Source organism: Pseudomonas sp. GW821-FHT12A04, assembly GCF_058807755.1.
Window position 1 is genome coordinate 530,183 of sequence record NZ_JBXAQZ010000002.1, and the last position, 16,509, is coordinate 546,691.

The following is a 16,509-nucleotide window of genomic DNA, read 5'->3' on the forward strand; positions in this document are numbered from 1 at the left end:
TTCGCTACACTGGCGACCTTTTAGTGACCTGTATTGCCGCCCCGATGACCGTGTTGAAATATCTCCAGGCCTATCCCGCCACCTTGCAGGACCAGGTACGCCAGCTGATCGCCGACGGTCGGCTGGGCGATTACCTGAACCAGCGTTACCCGCAAAAGCACGGGGTGCAGAGCGACAAGGCGCTGTACACCTATGCTCTGGACCTCAAGCAGGAGTACCTGCGTAACGCTCCGGCCATCGACAAGGTGCTGTTCGACAACCGTCTGGACCTGACCCACCGTGCCCTTGGCCTGCACACCACGATTTCACGGGTGCAGGGTGGCAAGCTCAAGGCCAAGAAGGAAATCCGCATCGCTTCGCTGTTCAAGGAAGCGCCTTGCGAGTTCCTGAAAATGATCGTGGTGCATGAGCTGGCGCACTTCAAGGAATCGGACCACAACAAGGCATTCTACAAACTGTGCGAACACATGCTGCCGGGTTATCACCAGGTGGAATTTGATGTGCGGGTGTACCTGACGTGGCGGGATCTGTAGGAGCTGCCGCAGGCTGCGACCTTTTAAGGAGCATTGGATGGACGTGAGCAAGACCAAGAGCAGCTTCTATCGCCGGTTGTACGTGGCGTACCTGATTGACAGCGGGCTGGCTAGCAGCGTCCCGGCGCTGACCGAAGTCACCGGCATGCCCAGGCGCACGGCACAGGACACCATCTCGGCGTTGGCGGATCTGGATATTGTGTGTGAATTCGAGCAAGAAGAGGGCGCGCGCAACCATGCGGGGCGCTATCGGATTCGCGAGTGGGGTGCGATTGATCGCGGGTGGATCGAGCGTAACCTGCGGCAGATCAAGGCGGTGCTGGAGTATCCCTGAGATTTGCGGCGCCTGAGCTGACGCCATCGCGAGCAGGCTCGCTCCCACAGCTGATCTGAGTTGTGAACCCAATCCAGTGTGGGAGCGAGCTTGCTCGCGATAAGGCCTTCAAGGGCGACGCATCCCGATGTGTGGAATGCCATCCTCGACATATTCCTCACCCGCCACGACAAACCCGTACCGCCCGTAATACCCCTGCAAATGCGCCTGGGCCGAGAGATAGACCGGCAGACCGGGCCAGTATTTTTCGATCTGTTTGAGTGCCTGTTCCATCAGCTCATGCCCCAGCCCGGCACCGCGTGCCTGGGGTGCAATGATCACCCGTCCGATCACCACGTCGCCGCCCTGTGATTGCGGGTCAAGCAGGCGCAGGTAGGCCACCAGCCGGTTACCGTCCCAGGCCATCACGTGGAGGGTGTCACCTTCCAGATCCTGGCCATCGATATCCTGGTAAACGCATTTCTGTTCAACGACGAACACTTCTGCACGCAGCTGCAAAATGGCGTACAGCTGCTCCTTGCCCAGGTCGCTGTGGTGTTTGCAGATCCAGTCGACTGTCATGTTTTGATTCCCTGAAAACGTCGTTCCGATACTAAGCGCACTCACGCCAGAAGTCTTTATGGCGGAAGAATCTGTGACAAAGGCCAAAATGCCATCATTCATTTTTCGCGCGGATGTCTTCTTTGTGTAATCTGGACCGAAGCGCTGTGCTATGGCTTCGATGGGCGAATGTTGAGTACCCGGGCCTTGCCGGTACAGGGGCCTTGGGGTTTTGGCTGAAAACACGTCGGGCAAGCCGCCCGCTAAGGATTTTCTGGCATGCCGCGATTGCATCGAGCTTTGGCCTTGATTGGATTGCTGTTGCTGGTTCAGGGAGCGGCGGCAGAAAAACTGCGGCTGGTCGCTGATGCCTGGCCCCCCTTTACCGATTCCACGCTCGTCAACGGTGGTCTGGCGACGGATATTGTCAGTACCGCGCTCGCCAGGGCTGGCTACGCCAGTGAGTTCGAACAGGTGCCCTGGGCAAGGGCCTTGATGGGATTGGGCGAGGGCCGATACGACGTGCTGGTCAACGCCTGGTACTCGGAGGAGCGGACCAGGCTTGGCCAGTTCTCCGGCGAGTACCTGCTCAATCGCGTGCGCTTTCTCAAGCGCAAGGACGCGCCCATTGAATTCAATAACCTGCAGCAATTGCACACCTATCCGATTGCCGTGGTGCGTGGATACGCCTATTCGCCCCCGTTCGACAACGACGAGTCGTTGCAGAAAGTCCCTGTGCACAGTTTCGCCATGGCGGTGCGCATGCTCGCGGCCGACCGGGTCAAGCTGACGCTGGAAGATGAATTCGTCGCCCGCTACTACCTGGCCCGTGAGTCACCCAAGGTGCGAAACGCCGTGGAGTTCCTGCCCAAGCCATTGAGCGAGAACAGCCTGCACATTATGGTCAGCCTGAAGAATCCCGAGCATGCACGGATCGTCACCGGTTTCGACCGCGAGATAGCGGCGATGAAGGCGGACGGGAGTTATGACAAGTTGATGAAACGGCATGGGATGTGAGTGGGTTGAGCCAGTTTCTGTGTTGTTGCTGATGGCCTCATCGCGAGCAAGCTCGCTCCCACAGTAGATCTTCAGTCGACACAAGTTTTGTGAACACCAGAGCCCCCTGTGGGAGCGAGCTTGCTCGCGATGAGGCCCGCCCAGACACCACAGATCTCAATCCTCACTGGTGTCCTTGATCAGATGTGCCGCCAACGTCCTCAGCGGCCCCAACTGCCGGCAGATCAGCGCCAGTTGCGTCTGCACCAACCGCTGCCCCTCATCGATTTCATCAGGCATCTGTTCCAGTTCATTGGCCAGTGCTTCTTCTTCATCGCTCTGAATTTCAATCGAAGACTTGCTCGCCAGCCCTTGGGCGATCTCGTCGATGCTGGCGGCCAGTTTCACTCCGGCCCCTTCGATCAAATGTTCACGCACATCCGTCGGCAGTTGGGTTTCCCGGTGCGCGCCCAGGCCCGACAGGTAACTGAGTAGCGTGTGTGACAGCACCAGGAAGCGGAAGCCCACATCCGCCTCCTTTCGGAAATGTCCCGGCTCCATCAGCATGTTGGCCAGTGTGGTCGACAGTGCCGCGTCGGCGTTGTGCGCGTTGCGGCGGGCCAGGCGGTAAGCCAGGTCGTCGCTTTTACCCGCAGCGTATTGCTGCATGATCTGGCGCAGGTAGATGCTGTTGCAGGCCAGGGTGTTGGCCAGCACTTTGTTCAGGCGTCGGCCCTGCCAGTCCGGCAGGAACAGGAACACCGCCAGCCCGGCAATCAGGCTGCCGAGCAAGGTATCGAACAAGCGTGGCAGGAACAGTCCGTAACCGTCACCTACCTGGTTGAAGCAGAACAGCACCATCAGGGTGATTGCCGCCGTCGCCAGGGTGTAGCGGGTGGTGCGGTTGGTAAAGAACACCACCCCGGCGGCGATGGCGAAGCATGACTGGATCAGCGGGTTCGGGAACAGGTCGAACAGCGCCCAGGCCAGTGTCAGGCCAATGGCGGTGCCGATGATCCGTTGACCGAGTTTGCGGCGAGTGGCGCCGTAGTTCGGTTGGCAAACGAACAGCGTGGTGAGGATGATCCAGTAGCCTTGGGACGGGTGAATCAAATGCACCATGGCGTAGCCGATGCTCAAGGCCAGGGGCAATCGCAGGGCATGGCGGAACAGCAGCGAGGTCGGCGTCAGCTGCGTGCGCAAGCGAAGCCACACGTCCTTGAGGCTGCGCGGCGAACGGTCGAGCAGGCTGCTGTCGGTGGCGTCGGCCAGGGCGTCGGGGTTACTGGCATCGCTGAGCAAGCGGTCGAGGGTGCCGAGGTTGGCTGCCAGTGCCCGCAGTGAACGCAGCAAGCCGCGCCAGGCCGGGTTGCTCTGGATGCGCAGGTGTTCGAGAGAGGCATCCAGGTCGCTCAGTGCCTCGGCGAAACTGGCGTCATAGGTGAACGGCTGGCGCATCTGGATCGATTCGGCCAAGGCCCGGCAGGCCTTGCCTTGCTGGCGCAACAGGCGTTGGCAGCGGAACAGCACGTCGCTGTGGAAGAAGGCGTCGGCCAGGGCGTTGTACGGGTAGTGCGACGAACTGGCACGCTCGTGGATGTCCTGAGCGAGGAAGTACAGTTTGAGGTAGCGGCTGACTTTCGACCCCGGGCGCCCGTTGCCGACCCGGTGCAGGATGATTTCCTTGGCGGCGTTCAGTGCGGCCACCACCCGGCCGTTCTGTTGGGCCAACTCCAGACGCCGCGCCTCCACGTCCATCTGCCGGATCGGCTCGAACAGCGAGGATTTGAGCTTCAGGTAAAAGCCCAGCTCGCGGAACAGCCGCGCCAGGCTCTGCTGCACCGGCTGATTGGAAAACAGCGCCTGCCACAACACCGACAGCAAGCCGTACCAGGCGGCACCGGCCACCAGCAGCATCGGCTCGTGCCAGACGTCGATGACCGCACCGCCACGCTGGTCCACGCCGATCATGGTATAGACCGAAAGGATCAACGTCGCCGAGGCAATCGCGCCATAGCGCTCGCCGAGGGCGCCGAGCATGGTCAGGCAGAACGCGGCCAGGGCGAAGGCGATGATAAACAGCGGGGGGTAGGGGAAGAGCAGTTCGACGGAGAGGGCGGCGACCGCGAAACACACCAGCGTCACCGCCAGTGCGTTGAGACGGCCCTGCCAGCTGTCGTCGGTCTCGGCCAGGGCACTGGCGATGATCCCCAGGAACAACGGGATCAGAAGGCCCATTTCATCCTGATACCAACACAGCGCCATGGTGCCGGTCAGGGCAATGAATACCCGCACGCTGTAGCTGAACTTATCCAGCGCCCAAAGGCGACGCAGAGACTGGCGGAACGAAGTCGATGACATGAAATGCGAAGGCCTTCCGAGGCAATGACGCTAAATTGAGCCACTAATGACGCCGACGCAATGGCGTCGATCACATCAGACAGCAAAATCTGTTCCTTGTCAGGCACTTCAAACCCCTGTGGGAGCGAGCTTGCTCGCGATGGCGGCCTGTCAGTCAACATCTCTGTTGAATGTTATGGCCTCATCGCGAGCAAGCTCGCTCCCACAGGGGTTGTATTGATTTTTGAATCAGACGTACTGCGCAGCCGCGTAGCCCGATGCCCACGCCCACTGGAAGTTGAAGCCGCCCAGATGCCCGGTCACGTCGAGCACTTCGCCGATGAAGTACAGCCCCGGGCTCTTCAGCGATTCCATGGTCTTGGACGATACTTCATTGGTGTTGACGCCGCCCAGGGTCACCTCGGCGGTGCGATAGCCTTCGGTGCCGGCGGGTACGACTTTCCAGCTCGCCAGTTTTTCCGCGATATCGGCCAGTTCCGCGTGGGTGTACTGCTTCATCGGTTTGGAGACGAACCAGTTGTCCGCCAGCAGGTTGGCCATCTTCTTGGTGAAGATTTCACCGAGCAGGGTTTTCAGCTCGCTGTTGGGGCGTTCGGCCTGTTGCTGTTGCAGCCAGCTCGGTACGTCGTGATCCGGCAGAAGGTTGATCTCGACGGTATCGCCGGATTCCCAGAACGACGAGATCTGCAAAATCGCCGGGCCGCTGAGGCCGCGGTGGGTGAACAGGATGTTCTCGCGGAAGCTCTGGTCGTTGCAGCTCACCAGGCAATCCACCGACGTACCGGACAACTCGGTGCACAAGGCTTTGAGCTGATCGGTAATGGTGAACGGCACCAGGCCGGCGCGGGTCGGCAGCAGTTCGTGGCCGAACTGTTTGGCCACTTGATAGCCGAAACCGGTGGCGCCCAGGGTCGGGATCGACAGGCCGCCGGTGGCGATCACCAGGGATTCGCAGGTGATTTGGTCAAGCGTCGTGTCCAGCAAGTAGCCTTTTTCAAGCCTCTCGATGGTCTGGATCGAGGTGTCCAGGTGCAGGCTGACGCCGACCTGATTGCACTCGTTGAGCAGCATTTCGAGAATGTCACTGGATTTGTTATCGCAGAACAACTGGCCGAGTTTTTTCTCGTGGTACGGCACGCCGTGCTTGGCCACCATGCCGATGAAATCCCACTGGGTATAACGGGCCAGGGCGGATTTGCAGAAATGCGCGTTTTGCGAGAGGAAATTGCCCGGCTCGGTGTACATGTTGGTGAAATTGCAGCGGCCACCGCCCGACATCAGGATTTTCTTGCCGGCCTTGTTGGCATGGTCGAGCAGCAACACCTTGCGCCCGCGCCCGGCGGCGGTCAGCGCACACATCAACCCTGCGGCGCCAGCGCCAATGATCACGACTTCGGTAGAGCGCAAAACGGTGTCCTCACAAAAAACTATTGCGGTCCCTGTAGGAGCGAGCTTGCTCGCGATGGGCGTGAACGATAACGCTGGCAGTCTGGCTCACCGCGGTGAGCTCAGGTTTTTCGCGAGCAAGCTCGCTCCTACAGGGGGAAGTGCGTGTTGTTACAGGATGCGCACGCGCAACGAACGACCCTTGATCTTGCCGTCGTTCAAACGCTGCAAGGCCTGCTTGGCGACGCCGCGCTCCACGGCCACATAGGCCTGGAAGTCGAAAATCGCGATCTTGCCGACCTGGGCACCGGGGATGCCGGCGTCACCGGTCAGTGCGCCAAGAATGTCGCCCGGACGAACCTTGTCCTTACGGCCGCCAGCGATGCACAGGGTGCTCATCTGCGGCAACAGCGGACCACCACCCTTGGAGGTGAGGTTGTCCACCTGATCCCAGGTCAATGGTGTCTTCTGCAATTGCTCGATAGCCTGGGCGCGCTGTGCTTCGGACGGCGCCACCAGGCTGATCGCGAGGCCTTTCTCACCGGCGCGGCCAGTACGGCCGACGCGGTGAATGTGGATTTCCGAATCACGGGCCAGCTCGACGTTGATCACCATGTCCAGGGAATCGATATCGAGGCCGCGCGCAGCGACGTCGGTTGCCACCAGCACCGAAGTGCTGCGGTTGGCGAACATCGCCAGCACCTGGTCGCGGTCACGTTGTTCCAGATCGCCGTGCAGGCCGACGGCGGAGATGCCCTTGGCGGTCAGGTGATCGACGGTTTCCTGAACTTGCTGCTTGGTGAAGCAGAAAGCCACGCAGGAGGCCGGACGGAAGTGGCCAAGCACCTTGGTCACCGCACTCATGCGGTCATCCGGAGAAATCTCGTAGAAGCGCTGCTCGATCTGCGTGTCGTCGTGGAACGCTTCGGCCTTGACCTGCTGCGGGTTGCGCATGAACTTCGAGGCCAACTGCTTGATGCCTACCGGGTAGGTAGCGGAGAACAGCAAGGTCTGGCGACGCTCCGGAGCCTGCATGATGATTTCTTCGATGGAATCGTAGAAACCCATGTCGAGCATGCGGTCGGCTTCGTCGAGGATCAGGGTGTTCAGGCCGTGGAGCACCAGCGAGCCCTTGCGCAGGTGCTGCTGGATGCGCCCCGGCGTGCCGACGATGATGTGCGCGCCGTGTTCCAGCGAAGCGATCTGCGGGCCGAGGGACACGCCGCCGCACAGGGTCAGGACCTTGATGTTGTCTTCGGCACGGGCCAGGCGGCGGATTTCCTTGGCGACCTGGTCGGCCAGCTCGCGGGTCGGGCACAGGATCAGCGCCTGGCAACCGAAGTAACGCGGATTGATCGGGTTCAGCAGGCCGATGCCGAACGCGGCGGTCTTGCCGCTGCCGGTCTTGGCCTGGGCGATCAGGTCCATCCCCTTGAGGATCACCGGCAAGCTTTGCGCCTGGATCGGCGTCATCTGGGCATAACCGAGGGAGTCGAGGTTAGCCAGCATGGCGGCGGACAGCGGCAAAGTATTAAATTCGGTGGCGATGGTGGTCACGGGACTGGCCTGCAAAACAAAATGTCGCGCAGTGTACCAGTCCGGTGGCCATTCGCCCTAAGGCTCTATGTGTTCTTCCGGACGTTTGACTCGCCGTCCGTCATTCCGTGACAGCTGGGAAAAGATCGTCGCGGCCAGCATTGCCATGATTCCAACCGTCACAAACGTCAGTTGAAAGGCGCCCAAAACCGTGTCCACGCCGTCATTTCCGATCTCGGCCGTGAACCCGCCGAGCAATGCACCGGCGCAGGCTACCCCCAGACTCAGTGACAATTGCGCGACCACCGACAGCAGGCTGTTGCCGCTGCTGGCGCTGGCATCGTCGAGGTCGATCAGGGTCACGGTGTTCATCGCGGTGAACTGCAGGGAGTTGATCGCGCCAAGGATCGCCAGCTGGCACAGCAGCAGCCAGTATGGCGTCTGCTCGCTGACCAGGCCCATGCTCGCCAGCATGATCCCCAGCGCCAGGGTGTTGCCGGTGAGCACGATGCGGTAACCCAGATGTTCGATCAGCGGCCGCGCCACCCACTTGGCGATCATCGCCGCCGCCGCCAGCGGCAACATGCTCATCCCGGCCTGGGACGGCGAGTAGCCCAGCGCCACTTGCAGCAGCAACGGCACCAGAAAGGGCAGGGCGCCGCTGCCGAGGCGGGCGAACAGGTTGCCGAGAATGCCCACGGCAAAGGTCCGGGTCTTGAACAACGACGGCGCGAACAGCGGGTTTTCGATATGCCCGGCACGTAGCCAGTACGCCGCCAGGCACGCCATGCCGCCGAACAGCAGCAACATCACCCGCAGGTGCGGCAGGTGCAGTTCGCCCAGGCCTTCCATGGCGATGGTGATCAGAATCATCGCCGCGCCGAACAGCACGAAGCCCAGGCTATCGAAACGGGTGCGCTCGGTGCCGCGCAGGTCCGGGATGAACTTCCACACGGCGTAGCAACCGACCAGCCCCACCGGCAGGTTGATCAGGAAGATCCAGTGCCACGTCAGGTATTGCACCATCCAGCCGCCCATGGTCGGGCCGATCAACGGGCCGAGCAGCCCGGGAATGGTGATGAAGCCCATGATCCGCACCAGCTCCGAGCGCGGGTAGGCGCGCAACACCACCAGCCGCCCGACCGGCAGCATCAACGCGCCGCCCAAGCCCTGGATCACCCGGGAGCCGATCAACTGGGTCAGGCTGGTCGACAATGCGCAGAGCAGCGAGCCGAGGCTGAACAGCAAAATCGCACTGAAGAAGATTTTCCGGGTGCCGAAGCGATCGGCGATCCAGCCGGACGCGGGAATCAGCAAGGCGACCGTGAGCATGTAGGCGATGATCACACCTTGCATGCGCAGCGGATCTTCGGCCAGGTCCCGGGCCATGGCGGGCAGGGCGGTGTTGAGAATCGTCCCGTCGAGGGACTGCATGAAGAAGGCAATGGCGACGACCCAGGGTATCCAGCGGGCAGTCACAGCGTCGAGAGGCGGGCGGTTGGGCATGGGACCTCTTGTGGATGAAGTCAATGCTAAATGATTTGTGATCACAGTCATTGTGGGAGCGAGCTTGCTCGCGATAGCGGTAGATCAGTCGACAATGATGTTGAATGAAATGGCCTCATCGCGAGCAAGCTCGCTCCCACAAGGTTCCCGGTGTTCCGGGAGTTTGTGGTTACAGCGTTAATGTGAGCCGGTTTACGAGCGCCCCCGGCAACAACGCCGACGCCGTCGCCCGCTGGCTGTACGTACTCGCCGACAGCAACAATTCCCGCTCCTGGGTCAACGCTTCCAACTGCGAACCGAGCAGGCTGAAGGCGCTGTCATCAAAACGCATGGTGCTGACCGGTGCCTGAATCACGCCGTTTTCGACCCAGAACGTGGCAAACCGGGTCATGCCGGTCAGGCGGGCGGCCGGTTGATCCGAGAAGTTCAGGTACCACAGGTTGCTGATGTACAACCCGGTGCCCAGTTGCTTGAGGATGTCCGCGTCAGGCAATGCCCCGGCCTTCATGTTCAGCGCACTCGGTGATTCACCGCCGCTGGCGCCATTGGCGGTCAAGCCGTATTCCGCGGCGCTGCGCGAGCTGACCAGTTGTGCCCCGGCCTTGCCGTCGACGATCAACCCCAGGTCGCTGCGTGGATAACCTTCATCGGAAAACGCCGGGCTCAGCGAGCCGCTGACTTTTTCATCCAGCGAGACCAGCGGGCTGAACGTGCTGTCGCCACCGTAGAGCTTTTGCAGCGGGCTGCTTTTGCTGGCAATCGACTGTGCAGAGAATCCCCCCCAGCACAGCATGCCCATGATTTCTTCCAGCGCCGCCGGTGCCAGGTAGGCGCGATATTGGCCGGGCGCCAAAGTGCGCAGCGGCCGGCCCAGAAACTCAAGCTGCTCGCGGGCTTGCTGGAAGCGTCTGGCAAAGCCTTCGCTGTTCCAGTCGTGCCCGGCGTAGCTGGCTTTCACGGCCTGGCCATTCTCATGGAACAGGCTGAAGTCGAAATTGAAGCTGTTGGCCTGATGCCAGCCGAAGGCACCCGAAGAACTGGCAAAGCCGCGACTGATCGGTCCGGCAGCGTAGAAACCGACAAGATCCAGGCCTTCGGCAGCCTGGGTGATTTGCGCGACCACCTGTTCGGTGTCCGGCAGTGGATGCGACTGCACGTTGTTGCTCTGCCAGCCATTGTGGTTGAGCAGTAAGTAAGGATCCGGAGGCAGCAGCGGCAAGGTTTCCCGCAGCTGTTGCAGGCCTTCGGTCAAACGTCGCAGATCAACCTGGGGATCGCCGGCCAGGGTGATGTTCAGGTCGGCATGGCGGCCTTCGTTGATCAGCTTCAGGCCGATACTCGCCTGCTGCACCTGACCGGCCTGACGCACCTTGGCGTGGTTGAAACGCACGAAGGCCGACGACTCGGCGGCGTAGCTGAGGGTGAACTGCTCGGGCTCTTGCAGGGCTGCACGCAGGCTGTTGACCAGCGCCTTGAACGACGCGGACTGGCTGTTTGAAGGATTCATCAGGCGTCTCCTCCGAATACATCAACGTTGCTGAACACACAGGCCGGTGACGCGTGGCCGACGCGGATCACCTGGTTCGGTTCGCCCTTGCCGCAGTTCGGTGTGCCGAGGACCTTGAGGGTACCGGCATCGCCGACGGCGCTGAGGCTTTTCCAGAACTGCGCGGAGATGCCCCTATAGTTGGGATTCTTCACCACGCCCTTGAGTTCGCCGTTTTCGATCAGTTGGCCCCATTCGCAGCCGAACTGGAATTTGTTGCGTGCATCGTCGATCGACCATGAGCGGTTGGTCGACATCAGCACGCCGTGTTCGATGCCAGCGATCAGTTGTTCGATGGACTGATCACCGGGCTCGATATTGAGGTTGGCCATGCGGTCGATGGGTGGGCGGTTCCAGCCGCAGGCGCGGCTGTTGGCGACGCCGTCCATGCCGGCACGGAATTGCGACAACGCACCGCCCAGCGGGCGCAGCAACAGGCCTTCGCGGATCAGGAACTGTTTGCTGGCGGGTGTACCGTCGTCGTCATGACCGTAACTGGCGAGCTCCTCGGGGATGTCGGGATCGAAGGTCACGTTGAGCAGGCCGGAACCGTATTGCAGGTGGCCGAAATCGCTGGCTTTGACGAAACTGGTACCGGCGTAATTGCGCTCGTCGCCGAGAATGCGGTCCAGTTCCAGCGGATGGCCGATGGATTCGTGGATTTGCAGCATCATCTGGTCGGGCATCAGCAGCAGGTCGCGCTTGCCTTGCGGGGTGTTTGGCGCCAGGAGCAATTGCAGGGCCTGATCGGCCACCTGGGCACCGGCACCGATCAGGCCGCAGCGGTTGATGACGTCCGCCGCGCCTTGCTGGCCGAAGTTCTCGCGGCCAAGGCTGCGGGTCTGGCTGTCGTTGCCGTCGTAGGCCGTGACGTCCAGGCCGGGGTACACAAAGCGTTGGGCCTGGCGCAGTTCGGCGCCGGCGCTGTTGAGGTAGATCTGCTCGACGTGGGTGATACCCAGGCTGACCTGCCAGTTCACCAGGCGCTCGTCCTTGGGCACGGCGGCGGATTCGGCGCCGAGTAACGCGTAGCAGTCGCTCAGGGACGGGAAGGCCTGGTCGAGGTTGGGAGAAAAGTAATCGGCGCGGTCGCTGGAAACAGCCTGCTCGCGCAGGTCCAGCAAGGCGTGGGGCTTGAGTCGACGGGCCTGGAATTCGGCGCGTTCGAGAGCGGCTTGCAAGCCCTGTTGCGACAGGTCGTTAGTGGCCGCATAGGCCTCGACGCCATTGACCCGCACGGTCAGCATCGCCCCTTCGTCACGGCTCAGGCTCGGTGGTTCGGCGACGTTCTTGCGCACCGACAGGTACTGCCCGGATTCGCGCACATAACGCAGGGAAAAGAATTCAGCACCCGTGCGCAAGGCAGCGAAGCGCTGCTTGAGCTGGGGGTAGAAATCGAACATTCGTGAACCTCCTGGGTATGGAGTGGCGATGGAGCGGTGCTGCGAGGGGAGAGGTGAAACGATTGCGTGGCGCTAGATTAGGCCTGCGAGGGGGGAGGATCAAGGGTGAAACGGTGTAGAGAGGGATTATCGGGTTCGGCCGGAAGATGTGTGTTGGTTGTCAGGGCCCCATCGCGAGCAAGCTCGCTCCCACAGTAGTCCGGGCTGGATCACAAATCTGCAATCCAACCCGAAACCTGTGGGAGCGAGCTTGCTCGCGATTGGCCGTGACGCGGTGTAGCGACTTATGCAGTCTGGCTCACTTCCCGCACCGGCTTGCCCTTCACCGGCGCTTCACCCGCCACATAGTAAGTGGCGGTGCTGCGCGGCAATGGCTTGCGACCACGGATCTTGTCGGCGATTTTCTCGGCCATCATGATCGTCGGTGCATTGAGGTTGCCGGTGGTGATGATCGGCATGATCGACGCATCGACCACACGCAGGCCTTGCATGCCATGCACGCGACCTTCGCCATCGACCACGGCCATTTCGTCGGTGCCCATCTTGCACGAGCAGGACGGGTGGAACGCGGTTTCGGCGTGTTCGCGGATGAACTTGTCCAGTTGCTCGTCGGTTTGCACCTCGATGCCCGGGCTGATCTCGCGACCGCGGAAGGCGTCCAGTGCAGGTTGCTGCATGATTTCCCGGGTCAGGCGGATGCCGTCGCGGAACTCTTGCCAGTCCTGCTCGGTGGCCATGTAGTTGAACAGGATGCTCGGGTGCTGGCGCGGATCCTTGGACTTGGCCTGGATGCGCCCGCGGCTTGGCGAACGCATGGAGCCCATGTGCGCCTGGAAGCCGTGCTCTTTCACACCGTTGCTGCCGTTGTAGTTAATCGCTACCGGCAGGAAGTGGTACTGGATGTTCGGCCATTCGAACTCCGGACGGGTACGGATGAAACCGCCGGCTTCGAACTGGTTGCTGGCGCCGATGCCGGTGCCGTTGAACAGCCACTCGGCACCGATGGCCGGCTGGTTGTACCAGAGCAGCGACGGGTACAGCGAGACCGGTTGGGTGCAAGCGTATTGCAGGTACAGCTCAAGGTGATCCTGCAGGTTTTCACCGACGCCCGGCAGATCGTGGACCACCGGAATGTCGAGTTTGTTCAGCAGTTCGGCAGGGCCCACGCCGGAGCGCTGCAGGATCTGCGGCGAAGCGATGGCGCCGGAGCACAGCAGTACTTCCTTGCGCGCCTTGACTTCAACGCGCTCCTCGGCAGCGCCGACCAGGTAACGCACGCCGACCGCACGCTTGCCTTCGAACAGGATCTTGTCGGTCAGGGCGTGGGTGACGATGGTCAGGGTCGAACGCTTCTTGGCGACGTCCAGGTAGCCACGGGCGGTGGAGGCACGACGACCTTTCGGCGTCACGGTGCGGTCCATCGGGCCGAAGCCTTCCTGCTGGTAGCCGTTCAAGTCTTCTGTGCGCGGGTAACCGGCCTGCACGCCGGCTTCAACCATGGCGTGGAACAGCGGGTTGTTGCCGGCTTTCGGCGTGGTCACGCTGACCGGGCCGTCGCCACCGTGGTAGTCGTTAGGGCCGATGTCGCGGGTTTCCGCTTTACGGAAATACGGCAGGCAGTCCAGGTACGACCAGTCCTCAAGGCCTGGCAATTTTGCCCAGCCGTCGTAGTCCATGGCGTTGCCGCGGATGTAGCACATGCCGTTGATCAGCGAGGAACCGCCCAGGCCCTTGCCGCGACCGCACTCCATGCGACGACCGTCCATGTGTGGCTCTGGATCGGTTTCGTAAGCCCAGTTGTAGCGACGGCCTTGCAGCGGGAACGCCAGGGCGGCCGGCATCTGTGTGCGGAAATCGGAACGGTAGTCCGGGCCGCCTGCTTCGAGCAGCAGGACGGTGACGCCTGCGTCTTCGGTCAGACGGGTCGCCAGGGTGTTACCGGCAGAGCCGGCACCGATGATGATGTAGTCGAATTCTTGGGACATTGAATGCACCCTCTTTGAAGTTGGTCAGGTCGCGGTCGCTGGGACACTGCACAACCTGTGGCGAGGGGGCTTGCCCCCGTTCGGCTGCGCAGCAGTCGTAAAATCAGCGACTGCTTTCTATCTGAAGACTTGCGGTGTCTGGAGAGGGGGCTGCTTCGCAGCCCAACGGGGGCAAGCCCCCCCGCCACAGAGACCTCGCAGTACTTAGAACACCGAGACGTAATCGCCCAGCTCGACCTGTACCGATTTGATGCGGGTGAAGTTGTTCAGCGAACTGATGCCGTTCTCACGGCCGACACCCGACTGCTTGTAGCCACCGACCGGCATCTTCGCGTCGGATTCGCCCCAGGCGTTGATCCAGCAGATACCGGCTTCCAGCTGATGAATCACACGGTGGGCGCGGTTCAGGTCCTTGGTGACGATACCGGCGGCCAGGCCGAAGTCGGTGTCGTTGGCGCGGCGGATCACTTCTTCTTCGGTTTCGTAGGAGAGGATCGCCATCACCGGGCCAAAGATTTCTTCACGGACGATGGTCATGTCGTCGGTGCAGTCGGTGAACACGGTCGGCGCCACGAACGCACCCTTGGCGAATTCACCGTCGGTCAGGCGCTCACCGCCGCACAGCAGGCGGGCACCTTCTTCCTTGCCCTTGGCGATGTAGCCCAGCACGCTTTCCATGTGCGCAAAGCTGACCAGCGGACCGAAGTTGGTGTTTTCGTCTTCCGGGTTGCCGATGCGGATGCGCGCAACGCGCTCAGCGATCTTGGCTTCGAAAGCGGCCTTCAGATGAGCCGGTACGAACACGCGAGTGCCGTTGGTGCAAACCTGACCGGAGCTGTAGAAGTTGGCCATCATTGCGGTGTCGGCGGCGCGATCAAGGTCGGCGTCGTCGCAGATGATCAGCGGCGACTTGCCACCCAGTTCCATGGTCACGTCCTTGAGCGAAGAGCTCGAAGCGCTGGCCATGACTTTCTTGCCGGTATCGGTGCCGCCGGTGAACGAGACTTTCTCGATGCGCGGGTGTTCGGTCAGCCAGGTGCCGACTTCACGGCCACTGCCGGTCAGGACGTTGAACACGCCGTTTGGCACGCCGGCTTCGGTGTAGATCTCGGCCAGTTTCAGGGTGGTCAGCGAGGTGACTTCGCTTGGCTTGAAGATCATCGCGTTACCGGCCGCCAGGGCTGGTGCGGATTTCCACAGGGCGATCTGGATCGGGTAGTTCCACGCGCCGATACCGGCCACGACGCCCAGCGGCTCGCGACGGGTGTAGACGAACGAAGTGGTGCGCAGCGGAATCTGCTCGCCTTCGATGGCCGGTACCAGGCCTGCGTAGTACTCCAGCACGTCAGCGCCGGTGACGATGTCGACGTAGCGGGTTTCGGAGTAGGCCTTGCCGGTGTCCAGGGTTTCCAGGGCGGCCAGTTCGTCGTTGCGCTCGCGCAGGATTTCCACGGCGCGACGCAGGATGCGCGAACGCTCCATGGCGGTCATGGCGGCCCAGATCTTCTGGCCCTTTTCGGCGCTGACGACGGCGCGTTCGACGTCTTCCTTGGTAGCACGTTGCACTTTTGCGAGGACTTCACCGTTAGCCGGGTTGATGGCTTCGAAAGTGGCGTCGCTGCTGGCGTCGCTGTACGCGCCATCGATGTAGAGTTTTTGCAGTTCGAAACGGGCCATAAAGTCCTCGCAAGAGCATTAAGTGGCTGGCGCGGTTCGGTGGTTGAGCGTTTATGTGTGCTCTAACTCACCCGCTTGGCCAGTTGGGTATCCATGTATTCGTAAGCAATCTGTTGCGCCTGCTCGGTGTCGAAAGCATCTCCCGACAACGCGCCGCGCAACCACAGGCCGTCGATCAACGCTGCCAGGCCTCGGGCGGCACTGCGCGCATCATTGAGCGGCAGCACGCGGCGAAACTGGCAGCACAGGTTGGAATACAGACGGTGATCGTTGATCCGCTGCAACCTGTGCAAAGACGGCTGGTGCATGCTGGTGGCCCAGAAGGCCAGCCAGGTTTTCATTGCCGGGCCATTGACCTGGCTGGCGTCGAAGTTGCCTTCGATGATCACCTGCAGATGAGCCCTCGGGCTGTCATCTGTCAGCGCCTGTCGGCGCAGGGTGACGTTCTCGCTCAGGACGGTCATCAGGTACCCCATGGTGGCGGCGATCAGGCCATTCTTGTCCTGAAAGTAGTGACTGATGATGCCATTCGAGACACCGGCCAAACGGGCGATCAGCGCAATGCTGGCGTCCCCCATTCCGACCTGATCGACGGCCTGCAAAGTGGCTTCGATCAATTGCTGGCGGCGGATGGGTTGCATACCGACCTTGGGCATCTTGCACATCTCCTTAGGCCTTCCCGCAGACGCAGAACGTCCATCGGCTT

The 16,509-nt window shown here is 61.5% G+C and carries 13 protein-coding genes; 3 read left to right on the top strand and 10 right to left on the bottom strand.

What is annotated here, in order from left to right; all coding sequences use genetic code 11:
* The first annotated feature begins 44 nt into the window (after positions 1 to 44).
* Positions 45 to 533 carry a YgjP-like metallopeptidase domain-containing protein gene (locus AC1RS8_RS05260; RefSeq protein WP_057712969.1) on the top strand — a complete coding sequence of 163 codons (489 nt, stop codon included), beginning with the start codon at positions 45 to 47 and terminating at the stop codon, positions 531 to 533.
* 37 nt (positions 534 to 570) lie between these two features.
* Positions 571 to 867, top strand: a complete 297-nt coding sequence (locus AC1RS8_RS05265; RefSeq protein ID WP_223500935.1) for a winged helix-turn-helix domain-containing protein — start codon at positions 571 to 573, stop codon at positions 865 to 867.
* A 108-nt stretch (positions 868 to 975) separates the two neighbouring features.
* Here AC1RS8_RS05265 and AC1RS8_RS05270 read toward each other — a convergent pair whose 3' ends face one another.
* On the bottom strand, positions 976 to 1,428 hold the full coding sequence (locus AC1RS8_RS05270) for a GNAT family N-acetyltransferase (protein WP_057712970.1): 453 nt from the start codon (positions 1,426 to 1,428) through the stop codon (positions 976 to 978).
* A gap of 258 nt (positions 1,429 to 1,686) precedes the next feature.
* On the opposite strand from AC1RS8_RS05270, the gene AC1RS8_RS05275 reads away from it, so the two are divergent.
* Positions 1,687 to 2,424 (top strand): substrate-binding periplasmic protein, encoded by a 738-nt coding sequence (locus tag AC1RS8_RS05275; protein ID WP_489339373.1) that lies wholly within the window; start codon positions 1,687 to 1,689, stop codon positions 2,422 to 2,424.
* 156 nt (positions 2,425 to 2,580) lie between these two features.
* On the opposite strand, the gene yccS is transcribed toward AC1RS8_RS05275, so the two are convergent.
* The 9 genes from yccS to betI all read right to left on the bottom strand — a co-directional run bounded on the left by yccS (position 2,581) and on the right by betI (position 16,459).
* On the bottom strand, positions 2,581 to 4,764 hold the full coding sequence (gene yccS, locus AC1RS8_RS05280; RefSeq protein ID WP_349736382.1) for a YccS family putative transporter: 2,184 nt from the start codon (positions 4,762 to 4,764) through the stop codon (positions 2,581 to 2,583).
* Positions 4,765 to 4,992: 228 nt separating this feature from the next.
* Positions 4,993 to 6,171 carry a BaiN/RdsA family NAD(P)/FAD-dependent oxidoreductase gene (locus tag AC1RS8_RS05285; protein WP_489339372.1) on the bottom strand — a complete coding sequence of 393 codons (1,179 nt, stop codon included), beginning with the start codon at positions 6,169 to 6,171 and terminating at the stop codon, positions 4,993 to 4,995.
* Between the two features lie 150 nt (positions 6,172 to 6,321).
* Positions 6,322 to 7,659 (bottom strand): ATP-dependent RNA helicase DbpA, encoded by a 1,338-nt coding sequence (dbpA, locus tag AC1RS8_RS05290; RefSeq protein WP_235863953.1) that lies wholly within the window; start codon positions 7,657 to 7,659, stop codon positions 6,322 to 6,324.
* A gap of 105 nt (positions 7,660 to 7,764) precedes the next feature.
* Complete coding sequence (gene mdtD, locus AC1RS8_RS05295; RefSeq protein WP_057712975.1) at positions 7,765 to 9,192, bottom strand: multidrug transporter subunit MdtD; 1,428 nt, start codon at positions 9,190 to 9,192, stop codon at positions 7,765 to 7,767.
* Positions 9,193 to 9,361: 169 nt separating this feature from the next.
* Entirely contained in the window at positions 9,362 to 10,699 is a 1,338-nt protein-coding gene (locus tag AC1RS8_RS05300) for a TldD/PmbA family protein (RefSeq protein ID WP_429522171.1), read from the bottom strand.
* Complete coding sequence (locus tag AC1RS8_RS05305) at positions 10,699 to 12,141, bottom strand: TldD/PmbA family protein (protein ID WP_489339371.1); 1,443 nt, start codon at positions 12,139 to 12,141, stop codon at positions 10,699 to 10,701. The genes AC1RS8_RS05300 and AC1RS8_RS05305 overlap by 1 nt, the downstream gene beginning before the upstream one ends.
* 284 nt (positions 12,142 to 12,425) lie before the next feature.
* Positions 12,426 to 14,126 (bottom strand): choline dehydrogenase, encoded by a 1,701-nt coding sequence (gene betA, locus AC1RS8_RS05310; protein WP_218494726.1) that lies wholly within the window; start codon positions 14,124 to 14,126, stop codon positions 12,426 to 12,428.
* 204 nt (positions 14,127 to 14,330) lie between these two features.
* Positions 14,331 to 15,803, bottom strand: coding sequence for a betaine-aldehyde dehydrogenase (gene betB / locus AC1RS8_RS05315; protein WP_057712979.1), 1,473 nt, complete (start codon positions 15,801 to 15,803; stop codon positions 14,331 to 14,333).
* A 62-nt stretch (positions 15,804 to 15,865) separates the two neighbouring features.
* On the bottom strand, positions 15,866 to 16,459 hold the full coding sequence (gene betI, locus AC1RS8_RS05320; RefSeq protein ID WP_007985937.1) for a transcriptional regulator BetI: 594 nt from the start codon (positions 16,457 to 16,459) through the stop codon (positions 15,866 to 15,868).
* Between the last annotated feature and the right edge of the window lie 50 nt (positions 16,460 to 16,509).

Bases quoted from the DNA above. Each gene is read 5' to 3' on its own strand.
- AC1RS8_RS05305 (WP_489339371.1), bottom strand. From the start codon at position 12,141: ATGTTCGATTTCTACCCCCAGCTCAAGCAGCGCTTCGCTGCCTTGCGC.
- betA (WP_218494726.1), bottom strand. From the start codon at position 14,126: ATGTCCCAAGAATTCGACTACATCATCATCGGTGCCGGCTCTGCCGGT.
- AC1RS8_RS05275 (WP_489339373.1), top strand. From the start codon at position 1,687: ATGCCGCGATTGCATCGAGCTTTGGCCTTGATTGGATTGCTGTTGCTG.
- dbpA (WP_235863953.1), bottom strand. From the start codon at position 7,659: ATGCTGGCTAACCTCGACTCCCTCGGTTATGCCCAGATGACGCCGATC.
- yccS (WP_349736382.1), bottom strand. From the start codon at position 4,764: ATGTCATCGACTTCGTTCCGCCAGTCTCTGCGTCGCCTTTGGGCGCTG.
- AC1RS8_RS05270 (WP_057712970.1), bottom strand. From the start codon at position 1,428: ATGACAGTCGACTGGATCTGCAAACACCACAGCGACCTGGGCAAGGAG.
- AC1RS8_RS05300 (WP_429522171.1), bottom strand. From the start codon at position 10,699: ATGAATCCTTCAAACAGCCAGTCCGCGTCGTTCAAGGCGCTGGTCAAC.
- mdtD (WP_057712975.1), bottom strand. From the start codon at position 9,192: ATGCCCAACCGCCCGCCTCTCGACGCTGTGACTGCCCGCTGGATACCC.
- AC1RS8_RS05260 (WP_057712969.1), top strand. From the start codon at position 45: ATGACCGTGTTGAAATATCTCCAGGCCTATCCCGCCACCTTGCAGGAC.
- betI (WP_007985937.1), bottom strand. From the start codon at position 16,459: ATGCCCAAGGTCGGTATGCAACCCATCCGCCGCCAGCAATTGATCGAA.
- AC1RS8_RS05265 (WP_223500935.1), top strand. From the start codon at position 571: ATGGACGTGAGCAAGACCAAGAGCAGCTTCTATCGCCGGTTGTACGTG.
- betB (WP_057712979.1), bottom strand. From the start codon at position 15,803: ATGGCCCGTTTCGAACTGCAAAAACTCTACATCGATGGCGCGTACAGC.